Annotated in this window: 19 protein-coding genes and 4 pseudogenes; 14 read left to right on the top strand and 9 right to left on the bottom strand. The window is 69.5% G+C overall.

The features are described 5' to 3' along the window. The 3 genes and pseudogenes from VS93_RS29780 to VS93_RS14855 form a co-directional block, all read left to right on the top strand. A pseudogene (locus VS93_RS29780) lies at window positions 1–823 on the top strand (hypothetical protein); the annotation flags it as partial. 105 nt (window positions 824–928) lie between these two features. Then, the gene (locus tag VS93_RS14860) at window positions 929–1,183 is read left to right on the top strand and encodes a FitA-like ribbon-helix-helix domain-containing protein (RefSeq protein WP_046470513.1); all 255 of its coding nucleotides are present in this window, start codon (window positions 929–931) and stop codon (window positions 1,181–1,183) included. Further along, on the top strand, window positions 1,180–1,578 hold the full coding sequence (locus tag VS93_RS14855) for a type II toxin-antitoxin system VapC family toxin (RefSeq protein WP_046470512.1): 399 nt from the start codon (window positions 1,180–1,182) through the stop codon (window positions 1,576–1,578). Before VS93_RS14860 ends, VS93_RS14855 begins: the two co-directional genes overlap by 4 nt. 89 nt (window positions 1,579–1,667) lie before the next feature. Here VS93_RS14855 and VS93_RS27040 read toward each other — a convergent pair whose 3' ends face one another. Then, window positions 1,668–2,279 (bottom strand): class I SAM-dependent methyltransferase, encoded by a 612-nt coding sequence (locus tag VS93_RS27040; RefSeq protein WP_052745775.1) that lies wholly within the window; start codon window positions 2,277–2,279, stop codon window positions 1,668–1,670. A 103-nt stretch (window positions 2,280–2,382) separates the two neighbouring features. Here VS93_RS27040 and VS93_RS27035 point away from each other — a divergent pair, with 103 nt between their 5' ends. The 3 genes from VS93_RS27035 (at window position 2,383) to VS93_RS14835 (ending at window position 7,624) form a co-directional block, all read left to right on the top strand. Then, complete coding sequence (locus VS93_RS27035; protein WP_052745774.1) at window positions 2,383–2,865, top strand: MarR family winged helix-turn-helix transcriptional regulator; 483 nt, start codon at window positions 2,383–2,385, stop codon at window positions 2,863–2,865. 406 nt (window positions 2,866–3,271) lie between these two features. Continuing rightward, window positions 3,272–4,078 carry a calcium-binding protein gene (locus VS93_RS14840; protein WP_082126900.1) on the top strand — a complete coding sequence of 269 codons (807 nt, stop codon included), beginning with the start codon at window positions 3,272–3,274 and terminating at the stop codon, window positions 4,076–4,078. 537 nt (window positions 4,079–4,615) lie between these two features. Then, a complete protein-coding gene (locus tag VS93_RS14835) occupies window positions 4,616–7,624 on the top strand; it encodes a tetratricopeptide repeat protein (protein WP_236700555.1) in 3,009 nt (1,002 codons plus the stop codon). Between the two features lie 187 nt (window positions 7,625–7,811). Here VS93_RS14835 and VS93_RS28195 read toward each other — a convergent pair. Together VS93_RS28195 and VS93_RS14830 are read right to left on the bottom strand one after the other, a co-directional pair. Next, window positions 7,812–7,978 (bottom strand): annotated as a pseudogene (locus VS93_RS28195) (DUF397 domain-containing protein); the annotation flags it as partial. A 21-nt stretch (window positions 7,979–7,999) separates the two neighbouring features. Next, window positions 8,000–8,620, bottom strand: coding sequence for a DUF5753 domain-containing protein (locus VS93_RS14830; protein WP_162231687.1), 621 nt, complete (start codon window positions 8,618–8,620; stop codon window positions 8,000–8,002). Window positions 8,621–8,656: 36 nt separating this feature from the next. Here VS93_RS14830 and VS93_RS28190 point away from each other — a divergent pair. After that, window positions 8,657–8,791, top strand: a pseudogene (locus VS93_RS28190) (ATP-binding protein); the annotation flags it as partial. Between the two features lie 145 nt (window positions 8,792–8,936). Next, window positions 8,937–9,347, top strand: coding sequence for a hypothetical protein (locus VS93_RS31725; RefSeq protein WP_236700554.1), 411 nt, complete (start codon window positions 8,937–8,939; stop codon window positions 9,345–9,347). 86 nt (window positions 9,348–9,433) lie between these two features. Here the strand turns inward: VS93_RS31725 and VS93_RS33010 are convergent, their stop codons facing one another. From VS93_RS33010 to VS93_RS14800, 6 genes and pseudogenes are all read right to left on the bottom strand, one after another. Next, the gene (locus VS93_RS33010; RefSeq protein WP_338022744.1) at window positions 9,434–9,826 is read right to left on the bottom strand and encodes a hypothetical protein; all 393 of its coding nucleotides are present in this window, start codon (window positions 9,824–9,826) and stop codon (window positions 9,434–9,436) included. Between the two features lie 29 nt (window positions 9,827–9,855). Then, complete coding sequence (locus tag VS93_RS14815; RefSeq protein ID WP_338022745.1) at window positions 9,856–10,935, bottom strand: MFS transporter; 1,080 nt, start codon at window positions 10,933–10,935, stop codon at window positions 9,856–9,858. After that, window positions 10,896–11,087, bottom strand: a complete 192-nt coding sequence (locus VS93_RS33005; RefSeq protein WP_338022746.1) for a hypothetical protein — start codon at window positions 11,085–11,087, stop codon at window positions 10,896–10,898. Before VS93_RS33005 ends, VS93_RS14815 begins: the two co-directional genes overlap by 40 nt. Before the next feature lie 125 nt (window positions 11,088–11,212). Then, window positions 11,213–12,201 (bottom strand): annotated as a pseudogene (locus tag VS93_RS33435) (winged helix DNA-binding domain-containing protein). Window positions 12,202–12,439: 238 nt separating this feature from the next. Next, window positions 12,440–12,829 carry a WD40 repeat domain-containing protein gene (locus tag VS93_RS14805; RefSeq protein ID WP_046470511.1) on the bottom strand — a complete coding sequence of 130 codons (390 nt, stop codon included), beginning with the start codon at window positions 12,827–12,829 and terminating at the stop codon, window positions 12,440–12,442. A gap of 443 nt (window positions 12,830–13,272) precedes the next feature. Continuing rightward, entirely contained in the window at window positions 13,273–13,884 is a 612-nt protein-coding gene (locus VS93_RS14800; RefSeq protein ID WP_046470510.1) for a hypothetical protein, read from the bottom strand. Between the two features lie 426 nt (window positions 13,885–14,310). On the opposite strand from VS93_RS14800, the gene VS93_RS14795 reads away from it, so the two are divergent. From VS93_RS14795 to VS93_RS14760, 6 genes are all read left to right on the top strand, one after another. Next, window positions 14,311–14,691: a hypothetical protein gene (locus VS93_RS14795; protein WP_156184848.1), complete on the top strand. Its 381-nt coding sequence runs from the start codon at window positions 14,311–14,313 to the stop codon at window positions 14,689–14,691. Window positions 14,692–15,619: 928 nt separating this feature from the next. Then, on the top strand, window positions 15,620–16,177 hold the full coding sequence (gene hpt / locus VS93_RS14785) for a hypoxanthine phosphoribosyltransferase (protein ID WP_046470507.1): 558 nt from the start codon (window positions 15,620–15,622) through the stop codon (window positions 16,175–16,177). Between the two features lie 61 nt (window positions 16,178–16,238). Then, window positions 16,239–17,516, top strand: a complete 1,278-nt coding sequence (locus VS93_RS14775; protein ID WP_082126899.1) for an FAD-dependent oxidoreductase — start codon at window positions 16,239–16,241, stop codon at window positions 17,514–17,516. Then, on the top strand, window positions 17,513–18,016 hold the full coding sequence (locus VS93_RS14770; RefSeq protein WP_052745771.1) for a nucleotide triphosphate diphosphatase NUDT15: 504 nt from the start codon (window positions 17,513–17,515) through the stop codon (window positions 18,014–18,016). Before VS93_RS14775 ends, VS93_RS14770 begins: the two co-directional genes overlap by 4 nt. After that, window positions 18,013–18,996: an MFS transporter gene (locus tag VS93_RS14765; protein ID WP_052745770.1), complete on the top strand. Its 984-nt coding sequence runs from the start codon at window positions 18,013–18,015 to the stop codon at window positions 18,994–18,996. The genes VS93_RS14770 and VS93_RS14765 overlap by 4 nt, the downstream gene beginning before the upstream one ends. Beyond that, window positions 18,960–19,436, top strand: a complete 477-nt coding sequence (locus VS93_RS14760) for an MFS transporter (protein WP_046470504.1) — start codon at window positions 18,960–18,962, stop codon at window positions 19,434–19,436. The genes VS93_RS14765 and VS93_RS14760 overlap by 37 nt, the downstream gene beginning before the upstream one ends. Window positions 19,437–19,477: the final 41 nt, after the last annotated feature.

Genomic DNA, 19,477 nt, shown 5'->3' with positions numbered 1-19,477 from the left:
CCTGCCCGCCACCCCGCTGGGCGCCGTGGCCGGCAAGGAGCTCCGGCAGCGGTGGCGGGACCCGTGGCGCGGCCTGGAGGTGCGCACTTCGCTGTGGGCGGGGGTGTTCGCCGGTCTGTTCGCGCTCGTGGCCGGGGCCCAGCCGCTCGCGCCGTTCGCGGGCGTCGTGGCCGCGTTCACCATGGGCATGGCCGCGGCCAATCTGTACGGCCAGGACGGTACGGCCCTGTGGCAGACCGTGGTCGGGTGCGGGGCCGGCACACCGCGCGCCGATGTCCGCGGCCGGCAGTTGGCGATCCTGCTGCTGATCGCCCCGCCCGCGACGGCCGTCAGCGCCGCTTTCATCCTGGCCACCGGCCAGCACTGGACCTGGCCGATGGTCCTCACCGGCCTCGCCGCGCTGTTCGGGGTGGGCAGCGGAGTCGCCGTCCTGCTGTCGGTGGTGGCGGTGTCGCCGGGGGTGGACCCGCACCAGCGGGTCGACCCGAACGACGCCGGGGACGTGCAGTTCCAGGTCTGGACCGCCCTGTTCGTGACACCGGTGCTCGCGGGCCCGGCGATCGCCGCGGCGACCTGGACCTGGCAGGCGGGCGTGCCGTGGCTGGCCGTTCCCGTGGGGCTGGCCAACGGGCTGCTGGCCGCCTGGGGGCTGGGGCGGATCGCCCACCGCAGGCTGGAGCGGCGGCTGCCGGAGACCTTCACCCGGATCCGCTACGGAAAGGCCATCGCCGCCCGGGCGGTGCCCGCGGACGGCTCCTGGCTGGACCGGCTGGAGCGCTACGCGATCGAGAGCAACGCCGAGCGCAAACCCATCGGCTCCTGAGGGTGGAGCCGGAGCACGAGCGCGCGGCCGACGCGGGACGGCCATTGACCCGATCGGCGCCGAAGTCGCCTGGTGATGGCTCTCTTTTGGCGCTATTATGGCGCTATGGGAGCCATCCAGGTCAAGGACGTTCCGGACGAGGTACGGGAAGCGCTGACCGCGGCCGCCAGGCGCACCGGGCAGTCGCTGCAGAGCTACGTGCTGTCGATCCTGGAGCGTGAGGCCCGCTTCGTCCGCAACAGCGAGATCGTCGACCAGTGCCCGCTCCCCGGAGCCGAGCTCAGCATGGCGGAGATCGTGGCCGCGGTGCGTCAGGCCCGGGACGGGAGCGACCCCGGTCATGCCGAAGGGGTCGCATGATCGTCGTCGATACCTCGACCCTGATCGATCTCTATCTCGGTGCGGGCCATTCGGCGCGCAGCGCCCGGCGTATTCTCGGCACCGATACCGCCTGGTACGCGCCGGTACACCAGCACGTGGAGTTCCTGCAGTCACTTCGCGGGCTGCTGCTCGGCAGGAAGATCACCCCGGACCAGGCGGAGGCGGCACGCAAGCTCTACGGATGCCAGGCCATCGCCGCGGTGGCGGTGGAGGGCGCTGTCGCGGACCGTGTCTGGGAGTTGCGGCACAACATCACGTCCTACGACGCCGCCTACGTCGCGGTCGCCGAAACCTTGAACTGTGCCCTGGTGACCGGGGACGCCCGATTGGCGACCGCTCCGGGGGTCCACTGCGAGATCCGCCTCATCCGCTGAGCGCGTCCCCCGCTCCGCCGGTCCCGAGCGGAGCGTTCCCTCCGTGAGCCGTCGAGGGGCGGTCCGGCCGGAACCGGCGGGGTCTCCCGTCATCGGGCGGGGTTGGACATCACGTGCCGCACGCACGAGGGCAGCAGCGGCGATCCGGTGCGGATCAGGGTGCTGCGGTGCGGTCGCCCGGTGAGCAGCGAGCGCTCGCGGGCGGCGGTGACGACGTTGGTGAACGGGGCGAACCGCAGGTCGTAGAGGTAGAGCCGGCCGCCCGGGGTCAGTACCCGCGCCAACTCCGGGACCGCGGACTCCGGCTCCGTCCAGTGGTGCAGGCTGAACGAGGAGACGATCAGCTCGAAGGAGGCGTCGGGGAACGGCAGGTCGGTCACGTCGCCGGTCCGGGCCGACACCCTGGCCCCGTAGGGCCGCAGGTTCCGTTCGGCCAGCGTGATCATGTCGGGGGACAGGTCCACGCCGGTCAACTGGAGGTCGGTCCGGCGGCGGGCGATCTCGGCCAGGAGCCGTCCCGGCCCGGTCCCCACGTCGAGCACGGCTGCCCCGTCCGGCGCCGCGTCGGCGATGTCCTCGGCGATGCGTCGGTAGACGCCCCGCAGGAGCAGCCCGGTCAGCCGGTCGTAGATCCGGCTGCTCCGTCCTTGGAATACTCGTTCCGGTTCGTTGTGTCGAGTGGCCGTACCTCTCGTATGCATCGCACACCTCGCAACAGTTGTAGAATGCAACCTATTGGCACTCTACGGCGAAGAGTTGTATAACGCAACTGTTCTGCCGGGTGCTGAATGAGAGGAGGCCCAGGTGGCCACCCCGCCGGCCGAGCGGCTGCACGAGCTGGTGATGGAATTCGTGCGCACGTCCGGGCTGCTGCAACCGGACCGGGTGATGCCGGGGGAGTCGGTGTCGCTGTCCCAGGCCTTCGCGATCCACGAACTGGACGAGGACGGGCCGCTCTCCCAGCGCGACCTGGCCGAGCGGCTGTCCCTGGACAAGAGCAGCGTCAGCCGCATGGCCGCGGAGCTGGAGCGCAAGGGAGTGCTGGTGCGCGAGCGGGACCCGGACAACCGGCGGCTCTACCGGCTCCGGCTCACCGATGAGGGCCGCGCCCAGCACGTGCGCATGAGTGAGGCCTACCACGCCCACTACGTCCGGTGGGCCGCGGCTCTGGCCCCCGAAGAGGTCGAAGCCCTGGTCACCGGGCTTTCCGCCCTGGTCCGCGTCGTCGAAGCGGAGGGTGAGCCCGGCCCGGACACATCGCCGAGCCGCCCCCGGCCCCAGGCGTAGGGCGAACGCGCGCCAAAGGAGTCGACCCCGCCGCCGCTTCTATTCGGCCGTTGAGCCCCAACCTCGGGCGGCTCCGCAGTTGTTTCCGGCGGCCGCGATCAGTCGCTCAACGAGATCTTTCGCAATCCTGTGACCTGGAATCACACAGTGCGCAACTGGTCGGAAAATGCGGGAGACCCTCGGTTCGATCCCTCTTCAATCCGGCGGGAAAGATTTTCTCAAGCGAAATACAAAAGTACCGGCGGTGGCCCGGAAGCGGTACTGGAAGTCCTTATTGACACATCCTTGGTGTGCGTTAAAAATGTGTTAATCAGTGCGGGCGGAATCCGCATAAAGGTCGGCATCGCGAAACAAAGATCATTTTCGCGTCGGTGCTGCCTAACAGCGAAATTGGAGTCTGAAAATCATGATTCTGCAACGGTCCCGAATTTCTCGAACCCTGGCCTACGCTGTCCCGGGGGTGCTGCTCGGCGCCGCATTCGCCATGCTGCCGGCAGCGCCCGCCAACGCTCAGCCGCAATGTAACGGCAAGACCGCCACGATCGTCGGAACCGGGGGCAACGACACCATCTACGGCACCTCGGGCGCGGACGTCATCGTCGCCCTAGGGGGCAACGACCTGGTGTTCGCCGGGGGCGGCAACGACACGGTGTGCCTCGGCGCCGGCAGGGACATCTTCCGGGGCGGCGCCGGCAACGACTGGGCGAACGGGCAGGCGGGCCCCGACACCCTCAACGGCGGAGCCGGGGTGGACACCCTGTACGGCGGAGCGGGTGTGGACAACCTGAACGGCAACAATGGTGCCGATCGCCTGTACGGCAACAATGGTGCCGACACCCTGAATGGCGGAAATGGTGCCGATCGCCTGTACGGCAACAATGGTGCCGACACCCTCAACGGCGGAGCCGGGGTGGACACCCTGTACGGCGGTAACGGTGCTGATCGCCTGAACGGTAACAATGGTGCCGATATCCTGTACGGCAACAATGGTGCCGATCGCTTGAACGGCAACAATGGTGCCGATCGTCTGTACGGCGGCAACGGCCCGGACAGGCTGGAGGGCGGTCCGGGTAACGACAGACTCTACGGCAACGGCGGCAACGACACGCTCACCGACCAGGCGGGCGTCGATGAGGGCCACGGCGGTCCGGGCGGGGCCGACCGCTGCTCCTCCAGCATCGAGACGCGCACCGGATGCGAGATCATCATCTGACCTCCCCCTACCGGAGCACCACAAGCGTCCCATCGGGGACCGCTACCGAGTCACTACCGTGACCCCTCCCCCGCCGCCGTCGCCGAGGTTGCCCCGTTGGGCAAGCGGCGGCGGCGCGGTGGTGGGTCAGGTCGCTCGGTGGGACCGGGCCCTGGTACCAGGCAGCGCAGGAGGAGCGCTCGCTGGGCACCAGCCCGGCATAGGCGCCGATGGCGGCACCGCTTCGGCGGTGTCGCCATCGGTCTTCACCGCCGGCGCGAAACCGCCCAGCACCGAGATCCCGCGCAGGCACCGCAACCGGGTCGGCAGTGGGGACCGATCGCCGCCCGAACGGGCACGTGTTCGAGTTCTCCGGCGGGTGACCGCGATCACCGCTGCGGAGCCGGCCGGCTTTCCTACACTTCCCTACTCTTCGCCAGGGCGCGTTGCGGACGGCCGGTTTCACTGACATCCGGCTGATTCGGTGGACAGAATCGTGGGATGCAGTATCGGGGGACACACTGTCCGTACACGAGGATCCTCGGATCATTGGCCGCGGTGGGCGCAGCCTCCTGGATCGGCCTGCGCTTCTTGTTCGACCTGGAGCAACTTTCCCAACTCGCTGGTGTGGGCTCTCTGGCCACCGCGACCGCTGCGATAATCCTGGCGTCGCGAACGTCCGGCCGGTTCCTGCCCGAGGCCGGTGCGGAGAGCGCCTCCGGGAAGGTCGAGGTGTCCGACCGGATCGGCGGGCAGGAACCGGGGACCGCGGTGCGGGCTCATACCGTCCACAGCGGCGTGGCCACCACCTACGGTGGGAAGCACATCGACTTCCGCGACGCGGGGATCGCCGGCGACGCCATCGCGGTCAGGAACGAGTACCAGCCCCGGGCCGCGCCCACCGCCCTGCACGCCCTACTCCCGGTCCCGGCGGCCTTCACCGGCCGCGAGGACGACCTGGAGGCGCTGTGCCGGGCCCTGAAGCCCTGCGCCACAGGACCCGGCAGCGTCGTGGGGTTCCCCTCTGCCGCGGCCGCGGTGGTGTCGGGCATGGGCGGGATCGGCAAGACCGCCCTGGCCACGGTCGCCGCCCACTACGCACTGCAGGGAGGCCGCTTCGCCGGGGTGGTGTGGGTGAACCTGCACGGCTACACCTCCGACGCCACGCCGCTGACCGCTGAGCAGGCCCTCGACCAGCTGCTGCGTGCCCTGGGCGTGACCGACAACGACCTTCCGCCCACCCGGGAGGAGAAGGCGGGGCTGTACCGTTCCCAGCTCACCCATGTCGCCGGACAGAAGGGTGGCCCGGTGCTGGTGGTGGCCGACAATGCCGCGGCCATCGCCCAGGTGCGTCCGCTGCTGCCCGGGCCCGGCGGCCACCGGCTGCTGGTCACCTCCCGCCACCACATGCCCACCCTGACCGGGGCCCGCCAGTTGCGCCTGGACACCCTCACCCCCACCGCCTCAACGGAGTTGCTGCGCGCCCTGCTGGACGCCGCCGATCCCCAGGACGAGCGGCTGGACGACCTCGCCGGGTTGGAGCACCTGGCCCGGTTGTGCGCCGGGCTGCCGCTGGCCCTGCAGATCGCCGGGGCGCTCATGGCCCGATCGGTCCGCCACACCCCCGCCCGGGTGGCCGCCCGGCTTGAGAACGCCTCCCGGGTGGCGGGACTCGATGACGGTGAGCAGGCCCTGCACACCGTGTTCGACCTGTCCTTCCAGGAACTCACCCCGGTCCAAGCCGAGGTGTTCACCCTGATCGGACTGGCGCCGGGCTCCACCGTCTCCACCGGCGCCGCCTCGGTTCTCACCGGCCTGGACACCGAGGCCCTCCTGGAGGTGCTGGAGGACCTGGCCGCGGCCCACCTGCTCACCGACCACCCGGACGGCCGATGGGGCATGCACGACCTGCTCACCGACTACATCCGCCACCTCGCCGCCCCCGACCACGTGGCAGGGGGAGCCGAGCCCGGAGGCCACCGTGCGGCGCTGGTGCGGCTGCTGGATTACTACACCACCATCGCCGCCGCGGCCGACGTCCACCTGCGGGCTCTGCCCGGTCGCACCGTTCCCCCTACCTTCACCAGCCAGGCCCAGGCCCTGGCCTGGATGGACGCCGAACGCGCCACCCTGATCGACGCCGTGCACACCGCCCTGCGCATCGGCCACGCCCCTACCGCTGTCCGCCTGCCTCTGGCCCTGGCTACCTACCTGGACTGGCGGCGCTACTTCGAGGACTGGCAGGACGTCTCCCGTGTCGCCCAGACCACCGCCCACCGCGAAGGCGACCAGCACCGCGAAGCCCAGGCGTGGAACAACATCGGCCTCGCCCTGCAAGAGGCGCGCCGGTTCGAGGAGGCCATCGAGGCCCATACCCGTGCCCGCACCCTGCACCAGGAGGTCGGCAACCGTCACCGCGAGGCCCAGGCGTGGAACAACCTCGGTCTCGCCTTTCAGGGGGCGCGCCGGTTCGAGGAGGCCATCGAGGCCCATACCCGTGCCCGCACCCTGCACCAGGAGGTCGAGAACCGCTACCGCGAGGCCCAGGCGGCCAACAACTTCGGTCTCGCCCTGCAGGGGGCGCGCCGGTTCGAGGAGGCCATCGACGCACACCGGCACGCCCTCGCCTACTGCCAGGAGGTCGAGAACCGCCATTGCGAAGGAAGGGCGTGGAACAACATCGGCACCGCCCTGCGCCAGGTGCGCCGGTTCGGGGAGGCGATCGAGGCTCACCAGCGTGCCCGTGACCTTTTCCAGGAGGTGGGGGACCGTCACCGCGAGACGATGGCGTGGAACAACCTCGGCGCCGCTCTGCAGGAGGTGCGCCGGTTCGAGGAGGCCATCGACGCACACCGGCACGCCCTCGCCTACTGCCGGAAGGTCGAGTTCTGCCACGGCGAAGCGATGGTGGCCAACAACCTCGGTCTTGCCTTTCAGGGGGCGTGTCGGTTCGGGGAGGCGATCGAGGCTCACCAGCGTGCCCGTGACCTTTTCCAGGAGGTGGGGGACCGTCACCGCGAAGCGATGGCGTGGAACAACCTCGGCACCGCTCTGCAGGAGGTGCGCCGGTTCGAGGAGGCCATCGACGCCCACCGGCACGATCTCGCTTACTGCAGGAAGACCAGAGATCGCCACGGCGAGGCGATGGCGCGGACCAATCTGGGTACCGCTCTGCAGGGGGCGCGCCGGTTCGGGGAGGCGATCGAGGCCCATCAATGTGCCGGTGACCTCTGCCGGGGGGTGGGGGATCGCCACGGCGAGGCGATGGCGGCCAACAACTTCGGTCTCGCCCTGCAGGGGGCGCGCCGGTTCGAGGAGGCCATCGGGCCCCATCAATGTGCCCGTGACCTCTGCCGGAAGGTCGGGGATCGCCACGGCGAGGCGATGGCGCGGACCAATCTCGGGCTGGCGCTGCTCAGAGACCACCGGGCCCGCGACGCGGTCGCCGCCCTGGAGCGCGCGGTGGTGTTGTTCGCCGAGGTCGGCGATGAGCACCGGCACGCCTTCACCCGGGAGATCCTCGACGCGGTCCGATGGGGGCTCGGCGAGGACGGGGAGGAGGGGTGAACGCCGGGAGGGTTCGCTTTCGGCGGCCGGAGGGTCCTCAGGGGCGGCGTCCGGTGAGGCGGAGTACCGCCAGGCGCACACGGTCTTCTCTGAGCGTCTGCGCCTAAACCCGCCGATCTTGACCGTAGTGGGGCCTCCTCAGCGGAAGAGGCCCGGCCTTGTCAAGATCGGCGCAGGTGGGGCGAGATTACAGCTTGTCGTTGCGGGCGGCGGTGAGGAAGGCGTCCCACTCGGCGGCGGGGAAGGTGAGGTGCCCAGCTTCAGGGTGCTTCGAGTCGCGCAGGACGGCCCCGGAGGGAGATCGGCCACTTCGACGCAGTTCACTCCTTGGCCGCTGTAGCTGCTTCTCCGGAACGCCAGCTCGTCAGTCATTGGTCACTCTCTTAAAGATTCCAGCGCATCGGACACGATCGCGGCAGAGCGGGCCGTGCTCACGGCTGAGCCCTGTACGTCACCAAACGTCACGCTATACCGCTGTACGTCCTCTGGTAGTTCGAGGTACAGGGCATCGGTCAGCGTCTCGACGCAGACGATTGAGGGATCAAGAGGGTTGGGGAAGTCCAGGATCATGAACGGGGCCGTCAGAGCGGCGTGCGCGCCTACCTCCAAGGGGAGGATCTGAACGTCTACGTTGGGCATCTTCGCCATGTACAAGAGGTGCTTGAGCTGGCCCGCCATCACCTCTTTACCGCCGATGGCTCGCTGGAGCACTGACTCATCGATGACGGCACGAAGGTGCACGGGGTTGAACTTGGTGAGGATCTCACGTCGTGCCATCCGGGCCTCCACCCGGCGCTGGATCGCCTCTGCTCCCTCGTACCTGCCGCCGAGAAAGATCGCTTCCGCGTACTCCGGAGTCTGCAGCAATCCGGGGATGACTTGTGACTCGCAGGTCCGGATGTCGGTTGCCTCGGCCTCGAAGTCCGGCAGGGCTTCGTTACGGAAGACGTCGCGGTACTTCGCCCACCAGCCGCGCTCCTTTACCGGGAGCGCCACCACCTGCCCAAGCCCCGGCGGGGCGCCGACCCTTTTGAGGAGCAGGGGCGCGGGTTGGCGTTGGTGGATGCCTTCGCTACGGCTTGGGGCGATTGCGGGCGCCCCTCGCACCGCCACGTGTGGTTCCACCTGGCCTACGACCTGGCCGACAGCGCCTGGCAGGCCGCCTGATCTGGCGCTGCCTCCAGGATCGGCGGTCGGATCCGGCCTCAGTTCCATGATCGGCGCCCTCACGACGCCGAGGGGCCCGGGAAGGTGCTACCACACCTCCCGGGCCCTGATCCCAGACCCCTTGCAACGAAACGGAATGGAACCAATGCCCGAGACTATCGCCAGCCCCCGGCCCACCCCCGCTTCCGCCCCTGGCCCGGCTCCCGCCGCCCTCGCACCCGGCGCCCCCGCCCGCACGGATCAAGGGGACTCCCGCCTCAAGACCGGCGCGGACCGTTCCGCCCACACGCGCACCTGTGGACGTCGCCTGCGACCGGTGCGCCCACCCCGCCTGCCGGGCGCAGCGCGCCATCCCCGCCTGCGCGGCCACCGCGCCGAGTTCGCCACCGAGCACCGCCGGGCCGCCGCGATCCAGGCCCACCACCCGCACCTGGTGGTCTGGTTCGGCGAAACCACCCAGTCCTACTGGGCCGCCACCCCCACAGGTCTCACCCAAGCCCCCGACACCGACACCCTCCTCCTCGCCATCTGGCCCCACACCGCCCGCCGTCCCTGAGCGCACCGTTCCTCTCAAGGGAGGGAACGGTTCCCCGTGAACGGCGGAAGGCCGTCCCCGGCCGGACCGGCCGGGGACGGCCTTGGTCAGCACCCGGCCTCAACCAGCTCCTCCTCTGGGCTCTGCGCCGTCGGCTCCCCGGCCGGTGCCTCGGAGCGCTCCGGAACCGGCCGCTCGGCCGCCTGCGCCGCGGGGTCTCCGGGGCCGTCCTCGGTTTCCGCCGTGGCGATGCCGGCGTGGCGCAACCACCAGGCGACGAGGACCGCCACCAGGGTCAGCAGAACCGCGCCGAACCCGTAGGCGCTCTGCAGGCCCAGCCCGAAGGCAGACTGCGCGGCCTCAAGCAGCGCCCGCCCCTCGGCGCCGGACAGGCCCTCCGCCACGGCGGCGGCCCCGCCGATGCTCTCCCGGGCCGCCTCCGCCGCCTGCTCGGGGACCTCCTCGGGGACGGCCCCGCCCAGCGCCGACCGGTAGACCACGGCGGAGAGGCTGCCCAGGAAGGCCAGGCTCAGGCGTTGCCGAACCCGCCGCCCACATCGGTCATGGCCGCGGCCGACCCGGCGTGCCGCGCCGGAGCGATGCCCACGATCAGGTTCGCGGCCAGGGTGAAGAGCGGCCCCAGCGCCAGCGCGATAAGAGTCACCACGGCGACGAGGGCCACCGCGCCGGTATGCCCCTCCAGCAGCACAATCGCCACCGCGCCGCCGGCCGCGACGAGCAGCCCGCCCGCCATGGCGAAGGCCGGGCGCACCCAGCGGGTCAGTGCCGGAGCCAGCATCGCCCCCACGGCGGAGGCCAGGGCAGGGGCGAGCAGCAGCAGTCCCGCGTGGCCGGGGGAGAGGCCGAGCACCGTCTGCAGGTACTGGACGAACAGCATGTCGGTCCCCCCGATAGCCAGCAGCATCAGCAGCAGGGCCACCAGGGAGACGGTGAAGGTCGGGGCGGCGAAGACCCGCAGGTCCAACAGCGGGTCGGCCAGCCGCAGCTGCCGCCGGACGAACACCCCCAGCAGCACCAGGCCCGCCACCACCGAGCCGACATAGGGCCACAGCGGTGCCCCGGCGGCTCCGGCCAGCTTGTCGGCGATCTCCTGCAGGCCGAAGACCACAGCGACGATGGCACCCAGCGACAGCGCCACGCTGGCCATGTCCACCCTCCCGGCCTCTTCACCCCGGAGGGCGGGCAGCATCGGGACGCCGGCCAGAAGCAGTACGGCGACCGGCACGTTGACCAGGAACACCGCCCCCCACCAGAAGTGCTCCAGCAGCATCCCGCCCAGCGGCGGGCCGAGGGCCATACCGGCGGAGAAGGACGTCATGACCACCGCGACCGCCACCGAGAACTGGCGGGAGTCGTGGAACATGCCGCGCAGCAGCGCCATGACGCTCGGGAGCAGCGTCGCCGCCGCCACACCGAGCAGCCCCCGCATGCCGATCAGCATCTCCGGGCTGACGGAGTAGGCCGCCGCGAACGAGGCCAGACCGTAGGCGCCGCCCCCGATGACCAGCAGGCGGCGCGGGCCGAGGCGCCTGGCCAGCCGGCCCATCGTCAGCGCGAACCCCACGGCAAGGAACTCCCCGGCATGCAGAATCCACAGCAGTTGCGTGCTGCCCGGAGCGAGGTCGGCGGCGCGAGAAAGAGCACGGTCATGTCGGTTGCCGCCATGATCAGCGGCAGCGTCAGGACGGCCAGCCCCAGCCACGCCCGCCCCGTGGCGCGCTGCGCGGTGTCGGTCGTCATGTGTTCCCCTCTGCGGACGGGACGGCGGGGCTCGCGCCGAAGCGGTCCGCCCCATGGCGATGCGACCGACCGTAGGACCTCAAGTTTTGTTGAGGTCAAGTGCGGCGGGCGGCGGCGCCGACGGGTCACACCGAGAACTCGACCCTCGGCTCGGTCCCCTCGTCGGCGACGAAAGCGGCCAGGTGATCGGCCTCGGCCAGCAGCGCCGCGGTGTCCGCCTCCGGCAGCGGCCGGAAAGGATGGATGCGCAGGACCGGCCCCTCCAGTGACCAGACGCCGCGGACGAACCCGTCGACGAGGAAGGTCGGCTGCACGACGGCGCCGCTGCTCACCCTGGGGCGTTCGGCGTCGCTGATCACCCGGGACCGGTCGGCGTGCGAGAGGATGAGGTTGTCGTAGCCGGGCAGGAACCGCGCCGGGGCGGGGAGTTCGGGATCGGCCAGCGGCGCGTCGGGCACGTCGAACAGTTGCCTGCCCTGCTCATCGCGGTAGGTGCGCAGCCGGCCGCCCAGCCTCTCGACCGCCGGGCGGAGCAAGCGCTGCGGGAGCCCGCTCCACGTGGACAGGTCGCGGATGCCGGCCGGGCCGAACGCGGCCAGGTAGCGCGCAACCATCCGTTCCACACCTGGAGCGGGGTCCATGGGCAGCCCGGTCCACGCCCGCGCCACCGCCACCGGCATCACGGCGCGGCTGCTCCACGAGCCCCACGTGCAGCCCGGCGGGGGGTGCACCAGCCCCACCGGGTTTCCACCGCCCCGGCCAATTGCGCCCCCTTCCGCCTTGGATAGCGCTCGGCGAGCATCCGGTTCAGCTCCCGCCGAGGCACCGTCCGGTCACCGAGAAACTCCACGGCGGTGGCGGTGACCTCGGCGAGGTCCAGCCCGTTCGTCTGCTCGGTGTAGTAGGACGCGCGCACGTGCCGGTCCATCAGCGGCTGCAGGGCGGGCCGCAGCCAGGCGTAGTCGGCGGCGCCGGCCAGGTGCTGGGTCACGCGGAGCATGGTGGAGCGCACCACGGTTCCGTCGTGCAGCAGATAGGTCAGCGCCTCGTGCCGAAAGCCCGCCAGCCGGGTCCACAGCCCGACGTAGGGCCAGTTGGGTTCCTGTGCCTGCATCGCCACCAGGTGTTCGATGACCGCGGGGACGCCGCGCGAGGTGCGTTCGAGAAGGAACTGGCGCTGGAGCAGCGTGCGGTTGAGGACCCGCTGGGAGAAGACAGGGGTGCCGGTCATCGCGTGTCCTAGCCGTAGACGCCTGGAAGAGGGCTCCGGTGCTGGGTACCGGCCCGAGGGCGACGTTAGTGCGGAACGCGGACAGAACCGTTCCGCGATCCCGCGCACCGGGGAAGAACCATCAGACGTGCAGGTCGATCGCCAGGAGCCCGGCATCCATCCCGACGAAAAGGCGCCGGCCAACGCGCGCGAGGGCCCGGGCCGGATGGTGGACGGGGATACTGAGCAACTGCGTGCCGGTCTGCGGGTTCCAGATGCACACCGTCCGGTCCTGGCTCCCGGTGGCGAGGCGTGGCTGGCCGTCGGGACCGGTGTAGGCGCATATCGCGTTCACCCAGCCGGTGTGGCCCTTCAGTACGGCCGCTTCGGTTCGTCGCCGGGCCGAGGCACATGCTGCCCGGTAGGGCAGGACGGTGCTGCCAGGGTCGATGCAGTCGGCTGGACGTTCCTCCAATACGGCGGTGATGGAGAGTTGCGCGGCGCGTTCGGCGGGGTCGGCGGCCTCGCGCACGCCCTCACCTCTCCCGTGGCGGATCGCGGTATCCTCCCGGTCCGCGAGTATTAACGGCCGCCGCTTCTTCACACAGCACACGTTCTGGCCTCGGATGCAGCTACGACGCCATGGCACCGCCCTGTGCTTCCTTCGAAGTTCATGGGAGATGCACCTTCTTGTCCTTCTCTCCGGGAATGGATATGTCTATCGTTGCGCCGCTGGATTTCGATCTTTTCTTTATTTTTGTTCCGTCAGGGAGCTCGTAAATATACCCGGGTAATTCGTGCTGGTGTCCTTCGTTCCACCCTGCGCGTGTCCGTCTGCGGGTTGCTCCGGGGGAGGGGTGGGCCCCACGGGCAACCCGGCCTGCGGGACCTGGCCGCCGTGTGATCGGCGGGCCTGGGCCGCGGTGACGAAACCGTCCTTTGTTGCGGTCGCCGTCGCGGGTTCTCTTTGTCTTCTCAGTCGTCGGCGGGGTGGGTGTTCGGTGGGGAGGTCCACCGTTGGACGATCGTGCCGTCGGGGTCGGGGACCACCGCCTGGAGCTGGTCGGGTGTCTCGGAGGCGGGGTGGTGGAACAGAGAGGCGTTTTCCGTGCGGGAGGCTTCTTCTCGTAGGCCGGTTTCGAGTTCGGAGACGCTTTCGAAGCGTGCGACGTCCACGACGGGTGAGTCGGTTCTCTCGGTGGCGCGGATCCAGGGTTGGCTGTGGTCGATGTCTTCGGCGTCCTCCTCCTCTTCGAGGTCCTGGGCCAGGGCGGGGTCGTACTCGGCGGCGTCCCCGCCCTCGCCGGACTCCTCGCCCCCCGCAGCATTCTCCTCGCCCTGCTCCCCGCTCTCGTCTGCGCCGTTGCCGTCCTCGCTGCCGTCGCCGGGTCCGGCGCTGTCGTCGTCGCTGCCGGCGACGACCTCCTCGCATTCCTGGTCGCCGGGGATCAGGCACACGCCGCGCTCCAGCAGCGCCCGGACGTCACCGGGCAGGCCGTAGGCCACGACCGTCACCACCACCGCGGCGACGAAGATGACCAGGGCGCCGTACTCGATCTTTCCGGCCCCGGCCTCGGCACGCCACACCCCCGAACAGCCCAGAACCGAAGAAACCAAAAGAGACCGAATGCGCAGACTAACGAGCGGGGCGACCGGGCGTCTTGGGCCTAGGAGCCCTAGCCCGGGGCCTAAAAGCGGTGCTTCCCCCGCCCTACTTTGGCGATTGAGACGTTCAAGAGCGGAAACGACGACTCCGAAGGTGTAAGGACACGGCTCTGAAGGGAACCGACCGGATCCGGCCATAAGGGGAGCCCCAGCGGGTGCGCGGTACCGCGCCAGCAGGCATGATCGCCGCACTGGAAGAACTCCAGGACCGGCTCACCTGCCGGGAACAGGGCTGACAACTCGACACGGCATGGGGAGATCGCGCCGCGATCGCCGACCCGCCAGGCGTCGCCACTTTTGGGAGAATTGCCGCCGTCCGTCCCTGGACCCGAGTTCGAAGGCGGTTTCGTGCCGAGTGAGACGCCGCGGAAACTGCGTCTGGTCGCGGTAGCCGGCTGCGTGATCGTGCTTGCCCTGCTGGTCGTTCCGCCGTACGGAAAGACCGTCGGATCGACGGGGCGCACGACGAAGTGCGCCTCCGTGCTCGGAGCCGGGCCGTCCTACAAGTACCCGGGCAATCTCGAGGACACCTGGTGGGACTACAGCGTGGACGAGTCCGGGCAGCGGCGGGAGGCCGAGTTGTGGCACCCGGACCAGCAGAACGCGGTCAACGCGTGCGACGCCCGCCGTACCCGGCACCTCGCCCTGGCCCTGATCGTCGCCGTCCCCACCGCGGCCTGCCTCGGCGCCTGGATCACCATCAACACCCTCAACGCCCGCAGGAGCTGAGGTACCCCGTTCCGGCCGTAGTCGGCTCGCCGCGCCGGTCCAGCGGCATGCGGCCGTGAGGACCCACGCTCCGTCGGGAGCACCACCTACTCCTTGTGGCTTCGGTCGCGGTCGGGATGTAGCCCTCCAGGGAGCGGATGAGCGACATCGGGATCACCATCTCCTCGTCCATCGCGGTGTGGTCGGCCAGCGTGGAGCCGTAGCTGCGCCCGATGGCCGTGTTGTTCGATGGCTGGCCTTGGTGGGTGGCGCGTAGCCCTTCCTGGAAGCGACTCAGTTCAGTAGTGCCTCATTCGTCGCTCCGCTCAGGTGGGAAAACGCGAGTTACGGGTATCGCGCGCACATGCCGATGTCGGGAATTTCCCCATGGTCCGCGCGGGAGGGAAGAATATCGGCCGGTGGCGAAGCGCAGAGGGCGAGAACGGCCCCAGACCGCAATAGGGATGCCGCGGATCATAAACGGCCGGCGCGAACCCGCAGCGCACCACGCTTACAGAAAATATATGGCCGCAGGTGGCCACAGAGAGGAGGCCCGGCGAGCCCTCCGTCCACCTGGAGCCACGAAGGCGCCCATAGTGGGGTTGGTCTGGTCGGATCCGGTTCCGGCAGGAACGGCCCTGAACAGCTATGAGGGGCGATCCGGGGCACGCGATCCCGGCGAAGATCGTGATTCCTTCGCGACCCTCGTGGCGGAGGACCGCGCAACGCAAACCTGTCTGAAGAATAAATTTTGACAGCCCTACCCGGGGCGAACGAAGTGCAAACACATTCTTCGGTGTTGTGTGGGCCACCGGTGTCTTCGTGCAGGTCAAAAGGGGCATTCTCTGTCGCGTGGCCGGATGGCGTCAATTCGTTGAATGTCACTTGATCCGCCCCTAGGATGACGGGCGGATTTGCACGGAAATCTTTAACTCTCGGATCGAATGAGATGAACAGCCACTTTTTTGTCGAGCAGAACCACCAGGAAACACTTGGTGAAATCGTTGTGTCCCAGGAGCGGATAATTCGGAGAGTGGGCGAACTCGGTAACGAGATATCCCGCGATTACGAAGGCCGCTCTCCGCTGCTGGTGGGAGTCTTGAAAGGGGCGGCCTTCTTCGCGGCCGACCTCGCTCGCCACGTGTCCCTGCCGGTAGGGGTGGACTGGATACGCGCTTCGACTTACGGAATGGGGGACACCACCGATGGGACTGTGCGCATCCTCGGCGACGTGTCCCAGGACCCTGCTGGTCGGGACGTGATCCTGGTCGAGGACATCGTCGACTCCGGACTGACTCTCCATCACCTCGTCTCGCACTTCAAGGGCCTGGGGGCCGATTCAGTGGAGATCTGCTCGCTTCTCAGGAAGCCGAAATCGCTCAGGCATCCCGTTCAGGTCGAGTACGTGGGGTTCGATATCGACGTGCACTGGGTCGCGGGCAACGGGATCGACTACGCGGACCGACACCGAAATCTTCCCGACATCCGAGAGGTCAGAACCGGCTGAAGCGAATTCGCTTCTCCGCGTCCTCGCACGAGTAAACGGGAATCTGAGGCTTGGATCTCACATGCTGAAATACGACGTCCTTGTCATCGGCGCCGGCCCGGCGGGGCTCGCCGCTGCTCAGGAATTGGACAACGAAGGGCAACGTATCGCTCTTCTGGATTCGGGAAGGTCTGTCCAGGAACGCGACCGGCACCACCCTGAGGACATGACCTGCGGGCACGGCGGGGCCGGGCTGTTCTCGGACGGGAAGTTCTCCTTCTTTCCCTCCGCCAGCGCTTTGTGGAGGCTTCCCGACCGCGAGGCGCTTCGACGAGCCTATGACTGGACCTCGGAGATCCTCACCCCTCTCGGTCTCGACGTCCCGCCGTTCCCGGAGAGTCCCGACCAGTACTCCGCGGGAAAGGGGGAATGGGTACTGAAGGAATACCCTTCGAGCTACCTCGATCTGCCGACCCGCCTGGCCCTGACCGACAAGCTCGTCTCCACGCTCGGCTGCGACGTGTTGACGCAGACCCACGTCGAGTCCGCTGCGTATGACGGGGAACGGCAGGCCCATGTCGTGCGGTGCTCGAGGCCGGGGGGAGACCCCTTTGACCTGGAGGCGAAGCGGCTTCTGGTGGCGACCGGCCGGTTCGGTCCCCTCCACCTCAGCGGCCTGGTCAGATCCTGGACGTTCAAACGGCTCGAAGCCGGTGTGCGGATCCGCCAGCCCGCCGACCGCGCCTTCTTCGCAGACCTGGGCCAACTCGACCCCAAACTGCGCTTTCTCACCCCCGAGCAGACCACCGAATGGCGCACCTTCTGCGCGTGCCGGCGGGGAGAGGCGGTACTGACGCGCACCCAGGGGCTGTGGACCGTCTCCGGGCGCGCCGACGGACCACCCACCAGCGAGTCCAACATCGGGTTCAACACCCGGGTCGAAGTACCGGAGATCGCCCGCGACGGCCTGCAGCGGCTCCTGCGCGCGGCTTCGAGCAGCGATGGCGCGTTCACCCTTCCGCTGGCGGACGTCCTGGCTCGGACCTCTACCGCCGAGCAACTGATGAGCAGGACCTACGGAGAGGAGGTCTACGAGCTCATCCGAAGCGGTCTAGTAAGGATCAGCGAAAGGTTTCCCGCCATCCGTGACGAGGAGACCGCCCTCATCGGCCCGACGCTCGAAGGCGTGGGCTGGTATCCGCAGGTCGACGGCGACCTGCGCAGCCCCGACGCGCCGCTATGGGTCGCGGGGGACGCGTGCGGGCTTTTCCGAGGCATCGTCGCAGCGATGATCAGCGGGTACTACGCGGCTCGCACCCTGAAGAAGACGCGGCCCCGGTCACAAGGAGACCCCGCGTGAGCACACACGAAACCCCGCCCCCCACCATCGGCGTCGGGGTCGTGGCCCGGAATCCGGACGGTCGTGTCCTCCTGGGGGAACGGATCAATACCGGGGAATCCCGCCTGTGGTGCCTCCCCGGCGGCCGCCTTGAGGCCGACGAGAGTTTCGAGGCCGCCGGGCTGCGCGAACTCCGGGAGGAGACCGGGGTTCAGGTAGACACCGCCTCGGCGTTCTGCCTGTGCCTCCGCACTGGCGGAACCTCCCCGTGGCTGACCGCCGGGGTCTCGGTCGAAGTGCCGGCCGAGGCGGCCCCCGCCGTCACGGAGCCGGAGAACTTCGCCTCCTGGAGCTGGTTCCCCCTCGACCGTCTTCCCGGACCGCTCTTCCCGCCGACCGCGGACTTGCTGGCCGTCCTCGGGGCGAGGGGCCTGCCCCGACCTGATATCGCCTATTCGCTGTCCCCGCAGACCAGCACCGGCGGCTCACGCTTCCCCCACCCCGTGCCGGAGCACACGTGACCCGAACAACCGCCTCCACCACCTCGCGCACACCAGTACGTCGCCGGACGCTGCTGGCCGTGATGTGCACCGCCCTTCTGCTGGAGGGCATGAGCCTGTCGAGTACGAACATCCAGCTCCCCGCGATCCAGCGGGACCTCGGCCTGTCCGACTCCTCGCTGTCCCTCGTGGTCGCCGCCTTCCTCGCATCCTTCGCGGGTCTGCTGATGCTGGGTGGTCAGTGCGCGGACGCCTTCGGACGGCGGCGCGTCTTCATCGCCGGGGTCGGCCTCTTCGGCGCCGCCTCCATCCTCGCCGGAGCGGCCGATGGCGCGGTGCAGCTGGTCACGGCACGCGCCCTCCAGGGGCTGGGGGCGGCGCTCTCCCTCCCGGCCGCCGTATCCATCATCACCAACACCTTCGAGGAGGGCCGGCCCCGCGACCAGGCCCTCGCCGTCTACAGCGCGACCGGAGCCGCCGGCTTCGGGCTGGGCCTCCTCGCGGCCGGAGCCTCGACGGAACTGCTCGACTGGCGCTGGGGATTCTGGGTCTACGTGCCCTGCGCCCTCGCCGCGGTCATCGGGGCCGTGACGAGCGTGCCCGCGCACAGGCCCGAATCGCGGACATCGCCTCCCTGGGGCAGTTCCCTTCTCATCGCCTGGACCCTGGTGGCCGTGATCGCCGCGGCGGCGATGGCGCAGAACCGGCTATGGGGGCTGAGCCTCGCCACGGCCGCCACGGCGCTGGTACCGGCCGCATGGTTCCTCACGCTGCAGCGGAGGGGGGCGTCCCCGCCGCTCCCGCGCGACGTCGTCTCCGCCCGTCCGGTCCTGATCGGCGTCGGAAGTCTGGCCCTGGGGTTCGGCACGGTGACGTCGTCCCTCTTCCTCGCAGGTACGGGACTGCAGGAGGATCTGGCTACGGCGCTTTCCTCGCCGGGGTCGCGCTTCTCCCGCAGGGGGCCATGGTCCTGCTGCTGTCCTCGCTCGGGGCGACGCTGACCGGGAGAATCGGCCCCGTCAGGACACTGGCGCTGGGGTTCGCGCTGCTCGGTTCGGGGACCCTTCTCCTCCTCCTCATGACCGCCGGGCGCAGCTACTGGCTGTCCGTCTTTCCGGCGTCGACCCTCATCGGTATCGGAGTGGCGTTCATCTTCCCCGCAGCGAACATCATGGCGGTCAACGCGGTGGCCGGAGGACGGCACGGGGTGACGGCCAGCCTGCTGGCCACCGGCCAGCAGGCGGGAGGCGCGATAGGGCTGGCCCTGGTCGCCACCGTCCTTTACGGGACGGTATGGGGCGCGCCCGGCGACATGACACCGTGGGCACTGTCCGCCAGCGCGTGCTACTGCCTGGTGGGGCTCCTTCTCCTGTGGTGGAGCCGGGTCCGGCCGGGGGAGCAGGCCGCTGGTGGGAAGGGGGGCGATACCGGTTCGCGCTGAGAACGCCCCCTCCGTTCCGCGGTCCCTCCTTTCCCCGGACC

Source organism: Allosalinactinospora lopnorensis, assembly GCF_000981225.1.
In the GTDB taxonomy this organism is placed as follows: Bacteria; Actinomycetota; Actinomycetes; order Streptosporangiales; family Streptosporangiaceae; genus Allosalinactinospora; species Allosalinactinospora lopnorensis.
The sequence above is the reverse complement of the archived record's forward strand: the minus strand, read 5'-3'. Positions and strand labels throughout refer to the sequence as shown.

Bases quoted from the DNA above. Each gene is read 5' to 3' on its own strand.
- VS93_RS14860 (WP_046470513.1), top strand. From the start codon at position 929: ATGGGAGCCATCCAGGTCAAGGACGTTCCGGACGAGGTACGGGAAGCG.
- VS93_RS14855 (WP_046470512.1), top strand. From the start codon at position 1,180: ATGATCGTCGTCGATACCTCGACCCTGATCGATCTCTATCTCGGTGCG.
- VS93_RS27040 (WP_052745775.1), bottom strand. From the start codon at position 2,279: ATGCATACGAGAGGTACGGCCACTCGACACAACGAACCGGAACGAGTA.
- VS93_RS14840 (WP_082126900.1), top strand. From the start codon at position 3,272: ATGATTCTGCAACGGTCCCGAATTTCTCGAACCCTGGCCTACGCTGTC.
- VS93_RS31725 (WP_236700554.1), top strand. From the start codon at position 8,937: ATGCCCGAGACTATCGCCAGCCCCCGGCCCACCCCCGCTTCCGCCCCT.
- VS93_RS33005 (WP_338022746.1), bottom strand. From the start codon at position 11,087: ATGACGACCGACACCGCGCAGCGCGCCACGGGGCGGGCGTGGCTGGGG.
- hpt (WP_046470507.1), top strand. From the start codon at position 15,620: ATGAACAGCCACTTTTTTGTCGAGCAGAACCACCAGGAAACACTTGGT.
- VS93_RS14775 (WP_082126899.1), top strand. From the start codon at position 16,239: ATGCTGAAATACGACGTCCTTGTCATCGGCGCCGGCCCGGCGGGGCTC.
- VS93_RS14760 (WP_046470504.1), top strand. From the start codon at position 18,960: ATGGTCCTGCTGCTGTCCTCGCTCGGGGCGACGCTGACCGGGAGAATC.